This window comes from Deinococcus multiflagellatus, assembly GCF_020166415.1.
GTDB classification, from domain to species: domain Bacteria; phylum Deinococcota; class Deinococci; order Deinococcales; family Deinococcaceae; genus Deinococcus; species Deinococcus multiflagellatus.
In genome coordinates this window covers 59,503-77,761 of record NZ_JAIQXV010000009.1, presented here as the reverse complement: position 1 = coordinate 77,761, position 18,259 = coordinate 59,503, and the positions used below count along the sequence as shown (strand labels likewise).

Sequence of the window (18,259 nt, the reverse complement as noted above, 5' to 3'; positions counted from 1 at the left end):
GCCACCTCTTTCCCAGAAATAGACGGCAGTTCGTAGCAGTGCTGCATGTGGGTCTATTTCAGCGGGTAATAAGGATTCCGGTTGGTCAGTTATTCCATAACTGATCAACCCGACCCCAGGGAGAAAGAAAAACGGTGACGGAGAGGAGTGGAAGCACCGAAGCGACGCGGAGGGGCTGGAACGGATGATCCGGAATCCGTATAAGCAGCCTGCGTCGTGCGGTTGCCCTTGACAATGTGCAGCCGTGGGGAGGAACGAGAGGGCTGCTCTGAGCGGGGCTTGGCTCTCTCGCGCTGGCGCAGGGGCCCGACAGCCCTCAACCACCATTCCCTTGAATCCTAGAAAAACGGAATGCTACGGCTTTTGGTGTGCGGCGAAACAGAACAGCTCGCCCTGATCCGTTTGTCCAACTCCCACAGGCCGGCAGTGTTGCCGCTCTAGGATCTGTAGGCCAAGAGTAGTCGTATGATTCGGTCGTTTATCTTTTGCTGCTGTGGCGCGAAGAAATCACGGATGCACAGTGGACACGCCTGGAGCCCCTCTTGCCGCCTCTGACAGGTCAGGGACGGCCCTATCTGGCGCATCGCCCTATTGTCAGCGGCATCGTCTGGGTGCTCCGCACAGGCGCACCCTGGCGTGACGTCCCAGAGCGATTTGGGAAATGGACGACCGTGTCCAGCCGCTTCCGTCGCTGGACGGCCAAAGGCATCTGGCAGGCCATCTGGGCGCAGTTACAGCACAAAGCTGACCTGAAAGGGCAGCTGGACTGGTCCATGCACTTCGTCGACGGCACCGTGGTACGAGCTCACCAATGCGCTGCGGGTGCACGTGGAGGCCAGAAGGAAGAAGCGCTGGGCCGGTCCCGTGGTGGCTTCAGTACTAAGATTCATTTGCGTGCTGAAGGGCACGGCAAGCCGATGGCCTTTGTCCTCAGTGGTGGCGAGCGGCATGAGTCGAGATTCTTGGCACCCCTCCTGGAAACAGGCGCGGTTGTTCGTGCAGGACGAGGACGCCCGCGAATCCGTCCTGATCGCGTGGTGGGTGACAAAGGCTACAGCTACACGACGACTCGAAAGTATCTCCACAGCCGCGGCATTCGAATCACCATTCCGAGGCGGAAGGATCAAGGGCTGGATCTCTGCTTCGATCCTGCCGTGTACAAGGAGCGCAACAAGATTGAGCGTTTGGTTGGTCGCCTCAAACACTTTCGACGAATCGCCACGCGCTATGACAAGCGGGCTGCGAGTTACCAGGGATGGCTCACTGTGGCATCCATCCTGCTCTGGCTCTAACGAGACGTGGCCACCCGCCAGTTCTGATCTTCTTGAAACGGGTCGGGGAGAAGTTCTGCACCCCATGACCTCAAGGGGAACCACATCTCATTTTCTGGATCATCCAAGTCAATACCGAGATCGAGACCGCTGGGGGCCTTTGCATCTTCAGGCGGTCCCAACAGAATTTCCATCTGTGGGTGATCTGGCAGACACAGTTCGAGGATCTCGCCCGTTTGCCATGCCAAACGAATCCAGAGGGCGCGGACATCATCTCCTCCAGGACTGAACATGGCTTCCCGCCACACCTGAGCCCAACTCACCCCCTCTGTTGCCAGCCTTTGGGTCAGGAATTGTGCGATGACATCGCCAGCTTCCCAAGAAGGTGTTATGGCATCTTCTGCCATCTTTGCGCGGCCCTGATCGCGGACGGCAACGAGGTGAAGGCGAAGGCTTTCGATGTTCAGAACTGGCGCTATGTCACTCGACACCTTGACTAGCGTACCGCTTTGGAAATCTAACCCTTCTGTAGCGGGTACCTTGGCCTACACACCCTAGGTGCAGGACAGCCCCGGGGTGCTGTGCCCAGACCCCCCGCTTTATGGGGCTTCCTTGGGCGCGCGGGCCTGGGCCGTCTTGGCCTGGTACATCCGCTGGTCGGCCAGCTTCAGGACCTCGCCGACGCTGGGGCGCTCGTGGCGCCACGCGATGCCAATACTGGCCGTGACCCCATCCACGAACAGCTGCGGAAGCCGCTCGTGCGCCCAGGCCTCAAAGGCCTCTGCGGTGCCAGGAAAGTGCGTCACCAGCAGCAGGTACTCGTCGCCGCCCATCCGGTAGACCCGGCCCCAGGGCCCCGTGACGCGCGAAAGCCACAGGCCGTAGCCCTTGAGCAGCGAGTCGCCCATGGCGTGACCATGTTCGTCGTTGATGGCCTTGAAGCCGTCCAGGTCAATAAATACCACCGCGAACTCCTCAGCCGTGGCGTCCAGGTGACTGAGTTCGGTGTCCAGGGCCCAACGGTTGGGCAGGCCGGTCAGGGCGTCGGTGGTGGCGGCGGTGGCCATGGACGACAGGCGGCGGCTCAGGCGCTCAATGCTGCGCTGGGCGTCCAGATGCCGCAGCCGCAACTCGGTCACGGCCCGCAACTCGGGCGGCAGCTCGGTGGGGGGCGCCGTGGCCAGCCAGTATTCCTCATCGTCCCCCAGGGGTCTCAAGGGGGAGTGGGGCTCGGCTGGCTTCTCCCCGGCCCAGGCCAGGGCCAGGGTGCCGCCCTCGCCCCACAAGGCCACGCCCCGGAGGCCCGGCACCCCAGACAGCAGCTGCTGGGCCAGGGCCTCGGCACTCTGGGCCCTGGCCACCCCAACAATCAGGTGGTCAAGCCCGTCTTGCCGCTGCGCCTGAGAAGAGATGGAAACCGCCATACGCCTGTTCAGGCATAGCACAGTTGGCCGCTGCGCAGATGTTGAACCTTTCCACAATGAAGTGACCCGCAAGGTCTGGGCTGCCCCTACAGGACCGCCCGCGTTTTCTCTAAAGGCGCTTTAAGAGAAGGGGCAAAACAGGTCTGGGGTCTTGGTTGGGGGACGGCCGGCCAGTCAGGGTGGGGGCTGCCACCGGGGCAGGCCTCGTGAGGGGCATCTCCATACAGCTGGCCTGCGAACAAGCCAAAGGCTGGCAGCGCCACAACAAAAAACCCCCTCTGCGAGGGGGTCTGATCTGGCTCGGCAGGTTGGGGTCGAACCAACGACCGTCCGATTAACAGTCGGATGCTCTGCCACTGAGCTACTGCCGAATACTGGGCCGTTTCCGGCGCGAGAGGGATAGTAGCACGCACCCTGCAGGCGTGCAAGCCCCGCTGCGCGCCCGCTTACGCCTGCGCGCCCCCGGGCATGATCCTGTCCGGCACCACGCCCAGGCGGTCCAGGGCCGCCTGCCAGCGCTCGCGGGCGGGCACCTCCCACAGCAGGTCTGGCGAGTCCTGCTCCACCCACACCCAGCTGCCTTCGCGCGCCTCGTCCGCCAGCTGCCCGGCCGACCAGCCTGCGTAGCCCAGCACCAGCATGTAGCGCTGCCCCTGCTCGATCACAGCGTGCAACACCTCCAGGCTGCTGGACACATTCAGGTTCGGCAGCAGCCGGATTTCGCCCTCCAGGCCCACCGCCTGCGGGTACAGGCACCAGCCCAGCGTGGGGTCCACTGGGCCGCCCAGCCATGCGGGCGCCTGTTGCCCAGGGGCGTCGGGCAGCAGGTCGGACACAGTGTGGGGCATGGGGGCGTTCACGATCAGGCCCATGGCCCCTTTCTGATCGTGTTCCAGCAGCAGGATAACGGTGCCCTCGAACACCCCACCGCGCAGGTGGGGGCTGGCCACAAGAAAGGTGATGAGGCTGCTCATGGGCCTACAGGATACCGGGGAGGGCAGGCCTGGCATGGGGATACGGGCCGGATTAGTAGGTGAAGGTGCGGCTGATGGTGACCGTTCTTTCAGGGGCGCGGAACACACGTTTGACCCAATTCCCTCGGAGGTCATAGGTGAACTCCACACTGGTGCGCTCCCCATCCCTGAGGAGGTCTTCGCGGAGGATGTTGCCAGCCTGGTCCACGGTGAACCGCGCTTCAATCTCAGGCTGACCCCGTTCCACCAGTTGCCCTGAACCGTCGCGCCCCACTGGGATGTGAAACTTAGCCCCGGCGAGGGCTCCGTCTGCGCCGTAGTCGAAGATCGTGCGCGATATGTAGACCTCGGGATTGAACGCCGGGCGAAAAGTCGCCATGTTCAGGGGGCCGTTGTACAACTGGGTTGCCGCGTCTACAAAAAGGAGCTTGCCTTGTGGATCAAATTTTGCGGTCAGCACAGCGCGGTATTCATCCTCAATATTCACGGTCTCGATGACGACACCCCGGCCATAAACGCAGCTGACATTGAGCGGCTTAGGCACCAACATCCCCTCGCGGATAAGCATGCCAGAGTACCGGATCAGCCGCCCCTGGGCGTCGAAAGTGGACGAAAATTTCAGAGGAATGCCTTCGCCGCGCTGCGCCTTGAGCCGTGTCAGCCTGATTCGTTCATTGAGGGGCAACGCAAACGATTCGTCGTCTGGAAGGGCCAGCTGGCCTTCACTCTTGTCGCCCACTTGCTTGAAGACGATGAGTTGATCCAGGCGCGTCCGCTCTGGTGAGCGGCTGAGCTGAAGAATTTCCGCCAAGCGCTGCTGTTGAAAGCTCACCTGCAAAATCAGCTTTTCCTCGACGCCCTTTTGCTCGATGACCTGTTCCATCTGCTTGGGGGCCCCTTTGACAAAGCGGAAGAAGTCGTCGGCCTCAGTCGGCGCATCAAAGCAATACGCCGCCTGCGCCCCCGACCAGAGGCCCAGCAGTCCTACAACCAACGCGCGTTTCATCACGCCACCCAGCATAGAGAGGCCAGCTGCTCTCCGACACGAAAAACCCCCGCCACCACGGGCGGGGGAGAGGTCACGTCGGTTTACGCGCGGGCGTCGCTGCGGCGGCCTTTGCGCTTGGGGGCCGTTTCGGGGGCCGGCAGGGCCTGACCGTCGCGGGGGGTTTCCAGGGCCTTCAGGCCACCCACCAGGGCCACATCCAGCACCTGATCCACGGTTTCGCAGGGGTGGAAGCGCATGGAGCTGCGCAGGTGCAGCGGGATGTCGCGCAGGTCGCCCTCGTTGGCCTTGGGCAGGATGATGTGCTTGATGCCGGCGCGGCGCGCCCCCAGCACTTTCTCCTTCAGGCCGCCGATGGGCAGGTAGCGGCCGGTCAGGGTCATCTCGCCGGTCATGGCGACGTCGTGGCGGGCGGGGATGCCGGTCAGGGCGCTGATCAGGCTGGTGACCATCGCGCCGCCCGCACTGGGGCCTTCCTTGGGAATGGCGCCGGCCGGCACGTGCACGTGAATCTCGGAGTCGTCAATGCGGGCCTTGTCAATGTGGAAGCGTTCGGCGTTCGCCTTGATGTAGGTCAGGGCGGCGCGGGCGCTTTCTTTCATCACGTCGCCCAGCTGGCCGGTCAGGACCAGGCCCTTGCCGGGGCTGGTGCTGGTTTCCACGAACAGGATGTCGCCGCCCACCGGGGTGTAGAACATGCCGGTGCTGACGCCCACCATGTCTTCCTTGCCTTCGGTTTCGGGGATGTGGCGGGCCTGGCCCAGGTAGCGGTCCAGATCCTTTTCCGTGACCTTCACGCGCTTGACTTCACCGGTGGCGATGCGGCGGGCGACCTTGCGGGCCACGGTGCCAATCTCGCGTTCCAGGTTGCGCACACCGGCCTCGCGGGTGTAGTGGCTGATCAGCTTTTCCAGCGCCGCGTCCGTAAAGGCGATCTGGTTGGGCTTCAGGCCGTTGGCGGCCAGCTGGCGCGGCAGCAGGTAGCGCTTGGCGATCTCCAGCTTCTCCTGCTCGATGTAGCTGGAGAAGTCAATGACCTCCATGCGGTCCATCAGCGCCGCTGGGATCTGCTCGGGGTAATTGGCCGTGGCGATGAACATGGCCTCGCTGAGGTCAAAGGGCACGCCCAGGTAGTGGTCGGTGAAGTGCTGGTTCTGTGCCGGGTCCAGCACTTCCAGCAGGGCCGCTGAAGGGTCACCCTGGTAGGAGCTGCCCAGCTTGTCCACCTCGTCCAGCAAGATCACCGGGTTCTTGGTGCCCGCGCTGCGGATGCCCTGAATCAGGCGGCCGGGCATGGCGCCAATGTAGGTGCGGCGGTGACCACGGATGTCCGACTCGTCCCGCGCGCCGCCCAGGGCAATGCGCACGTACTTGCGGCCCAACGCCTTGGCGATGCTCTGCGCAATGCTGGTCTTGCCCACCCCAGGAGGGCCGGTGAAGACCAGAATCGGCCCCTTGTTCACGTCCTCGGCGCTCAGTTCGCCGCGCTCGGCGCGTTCCTTGCGCAATCTGCGCACCGCCAGGAATTCCAGCACGCGGTCCTTGACCTTTTCCAGGCCGTAGTGGTCGTCGTCCAGAATCTGGGAGGCCTGGGTCACGTCCAGCTGGTCTTCGCTGCGGGTGTTCCAGGGCAGCTCGGTCACCCAGGTCAGGTAGGTGCGGATCACGCTGGCTTCAGCCGCGTCGGGGTGCATGCGGGCGAGGCGGTTGACCTCGCGGTCCAGGTCCTTGCGCACCTCGGGCTTCAGGTCGAGCTGGTCCAGCTTGGCGCGGAAGGCCTCGGCCTCGTCGCCTTCTTCGCCGTCGTCGCCGCCCTGCAACTCCTTCTGGATCACCTTCATCTGCTCGCGCAGGTAGTACTCGCGCTGGTTCTTGTCGATCTCTTCTTTCACCTGCGCGCGAATCTTGGCCTGCACGGCCTGCACTTCCTGCTCGGTATCCAGCAGCGTCAGCAGCTTGCGGATGCGGGCGGTCAGGCTGGCCTGCTCCAACAGGGCCTGCTTGTCTTCCAGCTTGAAATCCAGGTTAAAGGCGATGTGGTCGGCCATCTCGCCAATGTCATCCTTGGCGTGGATGGTCTGCACGTTCTCCGCGCTGATCTTGCCGTTCGAGGCAATCGTGTCGAAGCGCTCGCGCAGTTCGCGGCTCAAGGCCTGCAGTTCCACGGGGCTGTCGGCCTCGGCCTGCAGCGGGGCAATATCGGCGCTCAGGTAATCGCCGCGCCGGTAGTTGCTGGCCTTGACCCGGGCCACGGCACTGACCAGCATCTGCACGGTGCCGTCGGGGTTCTTGCGCACGCGCAGGACGTTGCAGGCAGTGCCCACGTCGTACAGGTCGCTGCCTTTGGGGTCGTCCACATCCTTGTCGCGCTGCGACACGATGAGAATGACCTTCTCGCCCTGCATGGCGGCCTCAATGGCATTAATGGACAGCGCCCGACTCGCGTCGATGTGCTGCACCATGGTGGGGTAAATCACGCTGCCGCGAACCGGGCAGACGGGAACAGTCTGGGGAAGGGTGGGCATGGTCGGAACTCCTTTCGCCCGGGTGGGTCGTCTTGAGGGTGGGTTCCTGAAAAGACTGAAACAGGAAACTTGAGTGCGAATATATCAAGTTTCCGGGGTGGAGACAACCCTGGGCACGCCGGGAAAGGGCCGGGCGAAACCTCGTCCTCCACGTCAAAAGCCTAGCGCCCGGCACCTGACATAACCCTCACGGGAAGCTGACGTCGCCTTCACCCAAGCCGGGGCCGGCGGGGGGCCGACGGGGCTATGCCACACTGCCCGCATGCCCGAAGTGCGCTTTCGTCTGCACCTGCCGCCCGGTTCGCTCCCGGCCGGTACGCTGTTTCTGACCGGCGATTTCCGGGGCTGGGCTGCCGAACCCGGTCCGTTTGCGTTTGTGCAGGGCGAAGTGCGCGCGAACCTCCCGGACGGGACCCTGACCGGCGTGAAAGTGCGCTTACATCACCCGGACGGCACCGTGACCGAGGAGGGCGACGCCTGGGGCGGACGCGCGCCGGCCCACCCGGTGGTGGTGCGTGGGCCGGGGCTGGTGGAGCTGACCGTGGCGGGCTGGCAGGACGCGCGGGCCGGGCAGGGGCGGCCTGTGCGCTCGGCCCCTCCGCGCCAGGAGGTGACGCTGGCCGCGCCGTGGGGGCCTCAGCGCGTGCGCCTGTGGTGGCCGACCGGCCACGACGGCCCGCTGCCGCTCCTGATCCTGCATGACGGCCAGAACGTGTTCGACGAGGGCCCCACCTTCGCGGGCGAAAGCTGGGACGCGGCCGGTGCAGCGCAGACACTGGCCGAGGCGGGCTGGCCCTGCCGCGTGGCCGCGCTGCCGGTGAACGAGGACCGCAGCCGCCGCTACGTGCCCTTTCCCTTCGAGCTAAACGCCTTTGCCAGCGGCGCTGACGAATACGCCGACTGGTTGAGGGACGCCCTGCTGCCCGACCTTCGGGAGCGGTTCGGGCCCGTGCCGGCGTCGCACGTGGCGCTGGTGGGCTCGTCGTTCGGGGGGCTGATCACCGCCTACTGCGGTCTGCGCGACCCTGGCACCTACGGCACCTGGGGGGTGTTCAGCCCGGCGGTGTGGCCCGCCGACTTCGCGCTGCGGCGCTGGTGGGCGCCGCGCCGCGACCCCCAGGCCCGGGTGTGGTTGGACATGGGCGACCACGAGGGCGCCACCCTGGATGACGCCGCCCGCACGGTGGCCCTGACCCATGAACTGGCTGCGGAACTGAGCCCGAAGGTGCGCGAGGTGCACCTGACTATCGGTGAGGGCCACTGGCACGATGAGGCCGCGTGGCGCGCGCGCCTGCCCCACTTCCTGCGCTGGTGGCTGACGGGCCTTAAGTCGCTCGAAGTTGATCTGTAGATCAACCGAGCGGAGCGAGGATCGAAAAAAGACGTTGCGCCAGGAGTGGAGACTTTGCGGCGCCTTCCTGAACAGTCGCAACGTGAGGTGCGGCGTCCTTAGCGCCCCGACCCCTTGAACGCCTGCAGCAGGGCGCCGCGTTCGGCCAGGGCCTGCTGGAACAGGGCCTGCTGAAAGGCGCGGGCGTCGTTCACGCCGCGCACGCCCTTGACCGCCGGCAGGTCCGCCTTGGGCACCGGGCTGAGGGCAGGGCCAGACCCGGCGAAGCGCCGGGCCCGGAACATCCCCGGGTGTTCCTCGAACACCGCCGTCACCCCGTCTGGCAGCCGGGCAAGGTGCGCGGCGAACACCCCCTCCTGCGCCAGTTCCACATGGGCGGCGGCCTCGCCCAGCTCGGTCAGCAGGCGGTCAATGAGGGCAAAGACCCCGGCCGCGTAAGCGTTCACCTCGGCGCGGGTGGGCAGCGCGCCCCGGTGAATCACCCGGTTGCGGAAGTCGGTGCCCAGGCCCGCCGGGGTCAGGAATTCCGGCTCACGGCCCTCGCGCAGCAGGTACGCCAGGGCGAACATGCCCAGCTGGCGCTCGGACTGGCTGGCCACGTGGCGCCAGGTGCCGTCCAGGGCCGCTTGCGCCGCGCCGAAGTCCTGCTCGGTCCCGGCCGCCTGCTGCAGCGCAAAGGCCCGCACGTAGAACTCGAAAAAGCGTTCCAGGGCCGCCGCGAAACTGGCCACCGCCTCGCGGGCGTAGCCGTCCATCAGGGCGCGGGTGCCCAGGTCGAACAGCACCTCAAAGCGCTGCTTGCGCAGAAACACGCAGGACCGCGCGCGGCACTGGGCGCAGGTCACGTCATGCACCCCGCTTTCCGTAAAGGCCACGCGGTTTTCAAAGCCGCACGCCGGGCAGGGGGTGGGGAAGTCCATGAGGAGGAGTCTAAGGGGCAGGGGTCAAAGGGTCGAAGGGGGACTGGGGAAAGCGTCATGAGGTCCCGAAGAGGAGCCCCCCTGGTTCCCAGAATGGTTGACCAAGGAGCCCCCTCATCCCTCGCTGCGTGAGGCCCGCTCTGCGGCGCAGCTCTTCGAGTCCCACAAGGGGAGCGGGTCAAGGCCCAACATCATCTTGATACCAACGGCTCTAGACCCTTTGACCCTTTGACAGGCGCCGCAGGCGCCCTACGGCAACGCCGTCCCCGGCCGCGCAATCACGTACGCCAGCCCGCCGCTGTGGGTCAGCCACAGCTTCTCGAAGGCCGCGCGGGGGTAGGTGCGGCGCACGGCGGCGTCGGTGGGGGCGGCGGGGTCGTTCAGAACCGGGTTGCCCTGGGCGTCAAAGCCCACGAGCACCATCAGGTGACCGCTGCTGGTGGGCAGCGGGGCGCCGGGCAGTTCGCCCGCCTTCCAGCCCAGGCTGACCGCCAGCGGCACCCCGGCAGCAATGAACCGCTCGGCCTGGGCGAGGCTGGGCAGGCGCGTGACAAACGCGCGCAGGCCGTGGGTGGCAGCGTAGGCGGTGTTAAAGGGCCAGTTGCCGGTGCCGTCGTAGGCGCGGTCAAAGGTGGCCTGGGCGGCGTCGGGCACCGTCACGTTCACGCCGTAGTGGGCCAGGATCATGCTCACGCTGGTGGGGCTGCACCAGACCTCGCCGCCGCCCGGGTACAGCATCTGCGAGCGCGCGGGCACGCCCAGCACCTTGCCCCACAGGGCGCGCGTGCCGGGGGTGCCCAGCCCCGAAGCCTGCCTTGCGCGGTCCGAGGTGGCGAAGGCCAGCAGGGTCACGCCGGTACCGGCCCCGCGCAGGGTCACGCGGTACTGGTAGGCGCTGGCCTTGGCGCTCAGGCGCAGGGTGTCGGTCAGCACCTGCCCGCTGGCGTCCTTCTGGCCGTCCAGGCTGGTGCGGCCTTCGGCGCTGCTCCAGGTGCCAAAGCTGAAGTAGCGCGTCCAGCGCCCGCCCTGCTGCGCGCGCACCTCCACGGTGACGCTGCCCCTGGCCGGGGTGCGCGCGTTCCACGACGGCACCAGTTCATCAAAGGCGGGGGCCGCCAGGACCGCCGAGGTCCAGGTGCCGCTGCTGGCCCCCGGCGCCAGCGTGAGCCCGCTGGGGCCCGCCGCCACGCCCCTTCCCTCGCCGCCGGTCCAGTCGCCAGCGCGCTCGTGAATCAGGGTGGTGGACGCAGGGTAGGTCATGGTGAGGGCCTCCGAAGCACTGGACGCGAGGCCCGCCGCCAGCAACAGAACGCGGAATACTTGCATGTGGTGCGCGCATGATGCCGCGTCCGGGCCGCCAGGGGATGAGGAGAGGCCCGGCCCTCAGCCCGCGCCCTGCAGAAACAGCAGCGCCTCGGGCAGGGCCTCGCGCCACGTCACCCAGTTGTGGCCGCTGGGGTATTCGCGGTACTGGTGGGTCACGCCGGCCTCGGCCAGCAGGCCTGCCATGCGGCGGTTGGGGCCGGTCAGCCACTCCAGCACGCCCGTATCCAGGCTGACCGTGAGGTGGCTGGGCGGGGTCTGGCGCAGCCGCTCCAGCAGCCATTCCCCGGCGCCCACCGTGTCAATTCCGCCGTCACGGGTGGCCCCGGGCCGGGCAATGAATGCGCCGCTGTGGCTGGCCACCCGCGAGAACAGCTCCGGGTGCCCTGCGCCCAGAAACAGGCTGGTCAGGCCGCCCAGGCTGGCGCCCCACAGGCCCCGCACCGAGGGGGTGACCAGTTCACCCTCCACCCGGGGCATCACCTCGGTGGTCAGGAAGTCCAGGTACCGGGGGTTGAGGTAATACTCCTCGTTGCGGTCGCCGGGCTCTACAAACACGAAGGCGGCGGGCGGCATCAGCCCGGCTTCGGCCGCGCGGTCCATCAGGTCGCCCAGCTTGCCGGTGCGGTAAAAGGCCACGCCGTCCTGCACGTAGTACAGCGGCAGCGCGGTGCCCGGCTGGTGGCCGTGCGGGGCGTACACGATGGCCCGCCGTGTTCCGGGAAACACGCCGCCCTCCCAGGTCAAGCGGTGGGCGGTGCCTTTCAGGCGCGCTTCGGGGGCCAGCCACAGCGGATGGCGGGCGTAGGCGCCCACCACGGCCGCCCGGGGGTACGGCCACCAGGGGTTCAGGGACTTGTGCGGGTTGTCGGGGTCAGCAAAGGGCTCACCCGCCGCGTCCACCCACGCGTATTCCACCCAGGCGCCGCGCGGCAGCCGCAATGTAATGGGCTCCCCACTGATCACGGGCAGAGGCGCGCGCTTGCGCCAGTCCGTCATGTCGCCGATCAGCCCGGCCGCGCCCGCTGGGGGCGTAAAAGTCACGTTCTGTCCCTGTACCGAAACCGCCATGAGGGGGATTCTAGGGGCTGTAGCATAGGGCCATGAGCGGCTCCGCCTTCAAAGCCATGAGCGTTGAAGCGTACCTGCGCAGCGAGGAGCACAGCCCGTTCAGGCGCGAGTACGTGGGCGGTTTTGTCTATCCGCTGCACGCCCAGGCTGGGGCCAGCGAGGCCCACGTGCTGATCTGCACCAACCTGACCGCCGCGCTGCACGCCAGTGCCCGGCGCGCAGGCTGCCGGTTGTATCAGTCGGACATGAAGCTGGCCCTGGCAGGGGCATCCACCTTCTTTTACCCCGATGTGATGGTGGTCTGTGACCCAGATGACCGGGCCACGGGGTATAAAACGGCGCCGTGCCTGCTGATCGAGGTGCTGTCGGCCAGTCCAGCCAGCCATGACCGGGTGGGCAAATTTGGCCTGTACACGGCTCTGCCCAGCCTCCAGATGTATCTGATCGTGGAACAGAGCGAGCGCCGGGTCTATGCCTACCGCCGCACAGGCGACCAGTGGCCGCTGCGCGAACTGGCCGGAGAGGGCGAGATTGAGCTGCCCTGCCTGAACACCACGCTTTCTCTGGACGAGATGTATGCCGGCGTGCTGCCGTCCTGCTGACACGGTTGCCGTTCAAGCCGTGTTCAACAATGGTGCGGACAGTTTTCGGGCCCGGCAAGGCGGCAATGGCGAAAATGTCGTCTGGAACGCCATGCCCGCTTCCTCCTCTGCTGCGCAGCTCCGCGAGTCCCCCGCCAGGGGGGAGGAGAACAACAGCGTGTTGATCGCTACTCGTTGGCGTGGACGCTCAAGCCATGCGAACCCCCGATCACCTGGGAGCACGCTCGGAACGACATCTCGGAATGGGCAGCAGTGTTGCAGAAGGAAGCCATCAAAAGCGCGTGCCCACCGTCGACGGTGGGCACGCGCTTAATCTGCGCTGCTTACTCCCGCGCTTCGGGGGTGTTCACGCCCTGCGCCTGTCCGTAGCCCCGGTACTGCTCGCGCAGTTCGCGCTTCAGGAACTTGCCGGTGGCGCCAATGGGAAGGTTCGTGGCCGTCACGGTGGCGTCGGGCAGCCACCAGCGGGCAAACTTGGGCGCCAGGAACTCGCGGATTTCCTCGTGCGACACGCTCTGGCCTTCGCGGAGCACCACCACAGCCAGCGGGCGCTCGTCCCACTTGGGGTCGTCCATGGCAATCACCGCGCACTGCGCGACCGCCGGGTGCGCCATGATCGCGTTTTCCAGATCCACGGAGCTGATCCACTCGCCGCCGCTCTTGATCAGGTCCTTGGCGCGGTCCTGAATGTGCATGTAGCCGCGCTCGTCCAGCGTGGCGATGTCGCCCGTGTCGAACCACCCCTGGCCGCCCAGCGAGAAGAAGTTGTCCTGGCCCTCGCCCTTGAAGTAGCTGCTGGCCACCCAGGGCCCCCGGATGATCAGGCGGCCCATGGTCTTGCCGTCGTGCGGCAGCGGCTGGCCGTCGTCGTCAATCAGGCCCAGTTCGATCAGGGGCACCGCGCGGCCCTGCTTGGCGCGCAGGGTAAAGCCCTCGTCGCTCTGCGCCTCCACGCCCACCGGCACGCCGCTGGCGGTGCCCAGGGGGTGCGTTTCGGTCATGCCCCAGGCCTGCAGCATGGTCAGGCTGTGGCGCTCAAAGGCGCGGATCATGGCTTCGGGGGCCGCGCTGCCGCCCACCACCAGCCGCTCCAGGCCGCTCAGGCGGTAGGGCTCGCCCGCCGCCGCCGCGCGGTCCAGTTCGGCCAGCAGGCCCATCCAGATGGTGGGCACGCCCGCCGTGATGGTCACCTCTTCGTCCTGCAGCAGCCGGGCCACCGTGCGCCCGTCGCTGAAGACCCCGGCGTACACCTGCTTGGCGCCGTACAGCGCGCAGGTGTAGGGCAGGCCCCAGGCGTTCACATGGAACATGGGCACAATCGGCAGCACGCTGTCGCGCTCGCCCACGTTCAGGGCGTCTTTTGGGGCACTGACAATGGAGTGCAGCAGCGTGGAGCGGTGGGTGTACACCACGCCCTTGGGGTTGCCGGTGGTGCCGCTGGTGTAGCACATGGCGGCGGGGTCGCGCTCGTCCAGGTCCGGATACTGGTCCAGGGCGGGGCTGCCCATCACGAAGGCGTCGTAGTCCTGCACGCCGGGCAGGGGGATAGGCTGCGGGGTGGGCCCCAGCACAAAGATGTGCTCCAGGGTGGGGCAGGCCGCCTTGATGGCCGGAATCATCGCGGCAAAAACATTTTCAATGAGCAGCACGCGGTCTTCGGCGTGGTTGATGATCCAGGCAATCTGCTCGGGGTGCAGGCGGATGTTCACCGTGTGCAGCACCAGCCCGGCGCTGGGCACGCCCAGGTAGGCCTCCAGATGCCGGAAAGAGTTCACGGCCAGCGTGGCCACACGGTCGCCCTTGCGCAGGCCCAGGCCCAGCAGGCCGCCGGCCAGCCGCCGGGCGCGCTCGGCCACCTGCCCGTAGGTGGTGCGGTGGGTGTGGGGCAGGGGATTGCCGGCCTCGTCGCGGCCCGCCACCAGCAGGCTCACGACCTCGCGGCTGGCGTACTGGGTGCGGATGCGCTCCAGAATGGTGGGCACGGTCAGCTGAACATCCATCATGGTGCCTTGCATGGGGTCTCCTTGGGGGCGCGGGCCGCCCTAAAGCCCCTGGTCGCCGTGACCAGGGCGCGGCCCGCTGGGGGGAATGCCGGGAGTATAGGGAAATCTTCAGGGCTGCGATTTGGCCGGGGGGGTGGCCTGCGCGCCGTCCCGGCGCGGCCGGGGGCCAGCCGGAACCAGCACCCCGGCGCCGCCTGGGTCGTCCCCGTCTCTGGGCGAGTCGGGGCTGGGCGGGGCCGGGCGCCCCAGCAGGCGGCGCCACCACGTCTGAAGCCGGGTCAGCATGGGTCAGTGTGCCGGGCCGGCGGGGGGCAGATCAAGCGGCGTACACTGCGGGCCATGAGACTGCGGGCCACGATCCGTACGCTGCGCGTTCCCGCCCTGGTCTTGCTGGGCGCCCTGGGCCTGAGCGGCTGCGCCGAGGTGAGGTATCTGGCGCAGGCGGCGGGCGGCCAACTGGACCTGCTGCGCCGCGCCCGCCCGCTGGACGACGCCCGCCAGGACCCAGCCCTGAGCACAGAAACCCGGCGCAAACTGAATCTGGCCGCCCAGGTGCGCGCTTTTGCGGTGGCGCCGCCCGACCAGGGGGGCCTGGGCCTGCCGGACCACGGCAGCTTCCGCACCTACGTGGATGTGGGGCGCCCCTCTGTGGTCTGGAACGTGTTTTCAGCGCCCGAATTCAGCGTGGCGCTGGACACCAGCTGCTTTCCGGTGGCCGGCTGCGTGGCCTACCGGGGCTATTTCAACGAGGCGCAGGCCCAGGCCGACGCCGCCGCGCGCCGCGCCGCCGGGCGCGACGTGGTGGTGGGCGGGGTGAGTGCCTATTCCACCCTGGGCTACCTGAAAGACCCGCTGCTCTCCACCATGCTGCTGTACCCGGACGCCACCCTGATCCGCACCGTCATCCACGAACTTTCGCACCCCAGCGTGTACGTGGCGGGCGACACCGTCTTTAACGAGTCCTATGCCACCGCTGTAGAAGAGGAAGGGATGCGGCGCTGGCTGGCCGCCCACGGCACCCCCGCCCTGCGCGAGGCCGACCAGTTGGCCCAGAGCCGGCACACCGATTTTGAAGCCCTGCTGCTGGACGCCCGCGCGCAGCTGGAGGCCCTGTACGCCCAGAGCGGCCTGACCGACGACGAGCGCCGTACCCGCAAGGCCGGGGTGCTGCAAGGCGTGCAGACCCGCTACGCCGCCCTGAAGGCCAGCTGGGGCGGCTACGCAGGCTACGACGCGTTTTTTGCCCGGGGCATCAACAACGCCTCGCTGGGGGCGGTGGCCGCCTACGCCGCCCTGGTGCCCGACTTTGAGGCGCTGCTGGCGCGGGTGAATGGAGACATAGGGGCCTTTATCACCGCCGCGCGGGCCTGCGGCGCCCGGCCCCAGGCCGAACGGGCGGCGTGCCTGTGGGGGGGCTGAGCCCCAAACTTCTCACCGCTCTCACATGCCCTGCCCTGCGGCGATGAGGCGGGTGAGAGCTTCCTTGACCTTCACTTGGGTTTGTGCGGCCCGCTGGAGTCCGGTGCGGCCCATCTGGTAGCGTTTCCAGCATTGCGCGTGGCGGCCCGCCACCCCGGCGCAGCCCATTCATCTTCTTCTTGCCACTGGCCTGCAACCAAGGAGTCCTTGTTCCATGACCACCCTGACTGCTCCCCCCACCCCTGTGCCCATGCGCCCTGGCCGCCCCTTTCCACTGGGGGCCACTTGGGACGGCAAGGGCACCAACTTTGCCCTGTATTCCGAACACGCCAGCGCCATCGAACTGTGCCTGTTCGACGAGCAGGGCCAGGAAACCCGCGTGCCCGTCCGCGAACAGACCGCCTTCGTGTGGCACGCCTACCTGCCCGGCGTGGGCCCGGGGCAGCGCTACGGCTACCGGGTCCACGGCGAATACGCCCCCGAAAAGGGCCTGCGCTTTAACCCCAACGTGGTGCTGCTGGACCCCTACGCCAGGGCGCTGGACGGCACTGAACAGTTTGACCGGGGCGTGTTCGGCTACGTGCTGGGCGAAGACGACTCCGTGATGCAGCAAGGCGAGCAGCGCGGCGCGCCCCTGGGCATCGTGACCAACCCCAAATCCTTCGACTGGCAGGGCGACGAGCGGCCGAACGTGCCCTTTCACCAGTCGGTGATTTACGAGGCGCACGTCAAGGGCCTCACCATGACCCACCCCGGCGTGCCCGAAGAGCTGCGCGGCACCTACGCGGGCGTGGCCACCGAGCCGATCCTGACCTACCTGAAAGAGCTGGGCATCACGGCCATTGAGTTCATGCCGGTGCACCAGCATGTGGACGACCCCTTCCTGCTGGACAAGGGCCTGACGAACTACTGGGGCTATTCCACCCTGGCCTTTTTCGCCCCGGACGTGCGCTACTCCGCCGAGGCCAAAAAGGGCAACCCGGCCGGCGCAGTAGACGAGTTCAAGGCGATGGTGCGCGCGCTGCACGAGGCCGGCATCGAAGTCATTCTGGACGTGGTGTACAACCACACCGCCGAGGGCAACCACCTGGGGCCCACCCTGTCATTCAAGGGCATTGACAACCCCACCTATTACCGGCTGGTGGCCGATGATCCCCGCTTTTATTTCGATTACACCGGCACCGGCAACAGCCTGAACGTGCGCCACCCGCAGACGCTGCAGCTGATCATGGACTCGCTGCGCTACTGGGTGACCGACATGCATGTGGACGGCTTCCGCTTTGACCTCGCCTCCACACTGGCGCGCGGCCTGCACGAGGTGGACCAGCTGTCGGGCTTTTTCACCATCATTCACCAGGACCCGGTCATCTCGCAGGTGAAGCTGATCGCCGAGCCCTGGGACGTGGGCGAGGGCGGCTATCAGGTGGGCAACTTCCCGGTGAACTGGGCCGAGTGGAACGGGATTTACCGCGACGATATGCGCGCCTTCTGGAAGGGTGACGGTGGCCTGGCCAGCGAAATCGGTTACCGCCTGACCGGCTCTTCGGACCTCTACCAGTTCAATGGCCGCAAGCCCTACGCCAGCATCAACTTCGTGACCGCCCACGACGGCTTTACGCTGCGCGACACCGTGACCTACGAGCAGAAGCACAACGAGGCCAACGGCGAGGGCAATAACGACGGCCACAACCACAACATCACCTGGAACTGCGGCGTGGAAGGCGAAACGGATGATCCGGCGGTCAACGCCCTGCGCGCGCGGCAGCAGCGCAACTTCCTGGCCACGCTGCTGCTGGGCCAGGGCACGCCCATGCTGCTGGGCGGCGACGAGTTCGGGCGCACCCAGGGCGGCAACAACAACGCCTACTGCCAGGACAATGAGATCAGCTGGTACAACTGGCACGCGCTGGACGAGGACCTGCTGGCCTTTACCAAAAAGGTGATCGCCCTGCGCAAGGCGCACCCCGCGCTGCACCGCCGCAAGTTCTTCTCGGGGCGCAATATTCGCGGCGAGGACATCCGCGACATCATGTGGCTGCGCTTTGACGGCCAGGAGATGACCGACGAGGATTGGAGCAACCCCCACACCCAGAGCATGGGGATTTTCCTGGACGGTGGCGGCCTGGACGACACCGACGAGCGCGGGCGGCCCCTGGTGGACGACCACCTGCTGCTGCTGCTGAACGCCTCGCATGTGGACCTGCCTTTCCGCCTGCCGGACCTGGGCGGCTGCCAGACCTGGGAGCTGCTGCTTGACACCACCGACGACCACGCCGGCGGGCAGGCAGCGGCGGGCAGCGAAACCAACCTCGCCTCGCGCAGCGTCAAGCTTTACCGCTGCCCCCAGGCGCAGGAAGGCTAAGCCGCTCC

The 18,259-nt window shown here is 66.9% G+C and carries 15 protein-coding genes and 1 tRNA gene; 5 read left to right on the top strand and 11 right to left on the bottom strand.

What is annotated here, in order from left to right; all coding sequences use genetic code 11:
- The first annotated feature begins 491 nt into the window (after positions 1-491).
- Complete coding sequence (locus K7W41_RS12265; RefSeq protein WP_224608938.1) at positions 492-1,292, top strand: IS5 family transposase; 801 nt, start codon at positions 492-494, stop codon at positions 1,290-1,292.
- On the opposite strand, the gene K7W41_RS12260 is transcribed toward K7W41_RS12265, so the two are convergent.
- The 6 genes from K7W41_RS12260 to lon form a co-directional block, all read right to left on the bottom strand.
- Positions 1,289-1,762: a hypothetical protein gene (locus K7W41_RS12260; protein ID WP_224608803.1), complete on the bottom strand. Its 474-nt coding sequence runs from the start codon at positions 1,760-1,762 to the stop codon at positions 1,289-1,291. The genes K7W41_RS12265 and K7W41_RS12260 overlap by 4 nt on opposite strands.
- 108 nt (positions 1,763-1,870) lie before the next feature.
- On the bottom strand, positions 1,871-2,695 hold the full coding sequence (locus K7W41_RS12255; protein WP_224608800.1) for a GGDEF domain-containing protein: 825 nt from the start codon (positions 2,693-2,695) through the stop codon (positions 1,871-1,873).
- A gap of 296 nt (positions 2,696-2,991) precedes the next feature.
- Positions 2,992-3,066 (bottom strand) — tRNA-Asn (locus K7W41_RS12250).
- Between the two features lie 75 nt (positions 3,067-3,141).
- A complete protein-coding gene (locus K7W41_RS12245) occupies positions 3,142-3,669 on the bottom strand; it encodes a YqgE/AlgH family protein (protein ID WP_224608797.1) in 528 nt (175 codons plus the stop codon).
- Positions 3,670-3,721: 52 nt separating this feature from the next.
- The gene (locus K7W41_RS12240; RefSeq protein ID WP_224608794.1) at positions 3,722-4,678 is read right to left on the bottom strand and encodes a hypothetical protein; all 957 of its coding nucleotides are present in this window, start codon (positions 4,676-4,678) and stop codon (positions 3,722-3,724) included.
- Between the two features lie 80 nt (positions 4,679-4,758).
- Positions 4,759-7,200: an endopeptidase La gene (gene lon / locus K7W41_RS12235; RefSeq protein WP_224608792.1), complete on the bottom strand. Its 2,442-nt coding sequence runs from the start codon at positions 7,198-7,200 to the stop codon at positions 4,759-4,761.
- A 262-nt stretch (positions 7,201-7,462) separates the two neighbouring features.
- Here lon and K7W41_RS12230 point away from each other — a divergent pair, with 262 nt between their 5' ends.
- On the top strand, positions 7,463-8,551 hold the full coding sequence (locus tag K7W41_RS12230) for an alpha/beta hydrolase (protein ID WP_224608789.1): 1,089 nt from the start codon (positions 7,463-7,465) through the stop codon (positions 8,549-8,551).
- Positions 8,552-8,649: 98 nt separating this feature from the next.
- On the opposite strand, the gene K7W41_RS12225 is transcribed toward K7W41_RS12230, so the two are convergent.
- The 3 genes from K7W41_RS12225 to K7W41_RS12215 all read right to left on the bottom strand — a co-directional run bounded on the left by K7W41_RS12225 (position 8,650) and on the right by K7W41_RS12215 (position 11,865).
- Positions 8,650-9,471 carry a hypothetical protein gene (locus K7W41_RS12225; RefSeq protein WP_224608786.1) on the bottom strand — a complete coding sequence of 274 codons (822 nt, stop codon included), beginning with the start codon at positions 9,469-9,471 and terminating at the stop codon, positions 8,650-8,652.
- Positions 9,472-9,720: 249 nt separating this feature from the next.
- Positions 9,721-10,731: a peptidase C39 family protein gene (locus K7W41_RS12220; RefSeq protein WP_224608782.1), complete on the bottom strand. Its 1,011-nt coding sequence runs from the start codon at positions 10,729-10,731 to the stop codon at positions 9,721-9,723.
- A gap of 123 nt (positions 10,732-10,854) precedes the next feature.
- The gene (locus K7W41_RS12215) at positions 10,855-11,865 is read right to left on the bottom strand and encodes an alpha/beta hydrolase (RefSeq protein ID WP_224608779.1); all 1,011 of its coding nucleotides are present in this window, start codon (positions 11,863-11,865) and stop codon (positions 10,855-10,857) included.
- A gap of 32 nt (positions 11,866-11,897) precedes the next feature.
- Between K7W41_RS12215 and K7W41_RS12210 the strand changes: the two genes are divergently transcribed.
- Positions 11,898-12,467: a Uma2 family endonuclease gene (locus K7W41_RS12210; protein WP_224608776.1), complete on the top strand. Its 570-nt coding sequence runs from the start codon at positions 11,898-11,900 to the stop codon at positions 12,465-12,467.
- 323 nt (positions 12,468-12,790) lie between these two features.
- On the opposite strand, the gene K7W41_RS12205 is transcribed toward K7W41_RS12210, so the two are convergent.
- Together K7W41_RS12205 and K7W41_RS12200 are read right to left on the bottom strand one after the other, a co-directional pair.
- On the bottom strand, positions 12,791-14,482 hold the full coding sequence (locus tag K7W41_RS12205) for a long-chain fatty acid--CoA ligase (RefSeq protein WP_224608773.1): 1,692 nt from the start codon (positions 14,480-14,482) through the stop codon (positions 12,791-12,793).
- A gap of 96 nt (positions 14,483-14,578) precedes the next feature.
- The gene (locus K7W41_RS12200; protein WP_224608770.1) at positions 14,579-14,755 is read right to left on the bottom strand and encodes a hypothetical protein; all 177 of its coding nucleotides are present in this window, start codon (positions 14,753-14,755) and stop codon (positions 14,579-14,581) included.
- Between the two features lie 54 nt (positions 14,756-14,809).
- Between K7W41_RS12200 and K7W41_RS12195 the strand changes: the two genes are divergently transcribed.
- Positions 14,810-15,889 (top strand): aminopeptidase, encoded by a 1,080-nt coding sequence (locus K7W41_RS12195; RefSeq protein WP_224608767.1) that lies wholly within the window; start codon positions 14,810-14,812, stop codon positions 15,887-15,889.
- A gap of 214 nt (positions 15,890-16,103) precedes the next feature.
- Positions 16,104-18,251: a glycogen debranching protein GlgX gene (gene glgX / locus K7W41_RS12190; RefSeq protein ID WP_224608764.1), complete on the top strand. Its 2,148-nt coding sequence runs from the start codon at positions 16,104-16,106 to the stop codon at positions 18,249-18,251.
- Positions 18,252-18,259: the final 8 nt, after the last annotated feature.

Excerpts from the sequence above, each read along its gene's own strand:
- K7W41_RS12255 (WP_224608800.1), bottom strand. The coding sequence starts at position 2,695 with ATGGCGGTTTCCATCTCTTCTCAGGCGCAGCGGCAAGACGGGCTTGAC.
- K7W41_RS12245 (WP_224608797.1), bottom strand. The coding sequence starts at position 3,669 with ATGAGCAGCCTCATCACCTTTCTTGTGGCCAGCCCCCACCTGCGCGGT.
- lon (WP_224608792.1), bottom strand. The coding sequence starts at position 7,200 with ATGCCCACCCTTCCCCAGACTGTTCCCGTCTGCCCGGTTCGCGGCAGC.
- K7W41_RS12230 (WP_224608789.1), top strand. The coding sequence starts at position 7,463 with ATGCCCGAAGTGCGCTTTCGTCTGCACCTGCCGCCCGGTTCGCTCCCG.
- K7W41_RS12225 (WP_224608786.1), bottom strand. The coding sequence starts at position 9,471 with ATGGACTTCCCCACCCCCTGCCCGGCGTGCGGCTTTGAAAACCGCGTG.
- K7W41_RS12220 (WP_224608782.1), bottom strand. The coding sequence starts at position 10,731 with ATGACCTACCCTGCGTCCACCACCCTGATTCACGAGCGCGCTGGCGAC.
- K7W41_RS12215 (WP_224608779.1), bottom strand. The coding sequence starts at position 11,865 with ATGGCGGTTTCGGTACAGGGACAGAACGTGACTTTTACGCCCCCAGCG.
- K7W41_RS12210 (WP_224608776.1), top strand. The coding sequence starts at position 11,898 with ATGAGCGGCTCCGCCTTCAAAGCCATGAGCGTTGAAGCGTACCTGCGC.
- K7W41_RS12205 (WP_224608773.1), bottom strand. The coding sequence starts at position 14,482 with ATGCAAGGCACCATGATGGATGTTCAGCTGACCGTGCCCACCATTCTG.
- K7W41_RS12200 (WP_224608770.1), bottom strand. The coding sequence starts at position 14,755 with ATGCTGACCCGGCTTCAGACGTGGTGGCGCCGCCTGCTGGGGCGCCCG.
- K7W41_RS12195 (WP_224608767.1), top strand. The coding sequence starts at position 14,810 with ATGAGACTGCGGGCCACGATCCGTACGCTGCGCGTTCCCGCCCTGGTC.
- glgX (WP_224608764.1), top strand. The coding sequence starts at position 16,104 with ATGACCACCCTGACTGCTCCCCCCACCCCTGTGCCCATGCGCCCTGGC.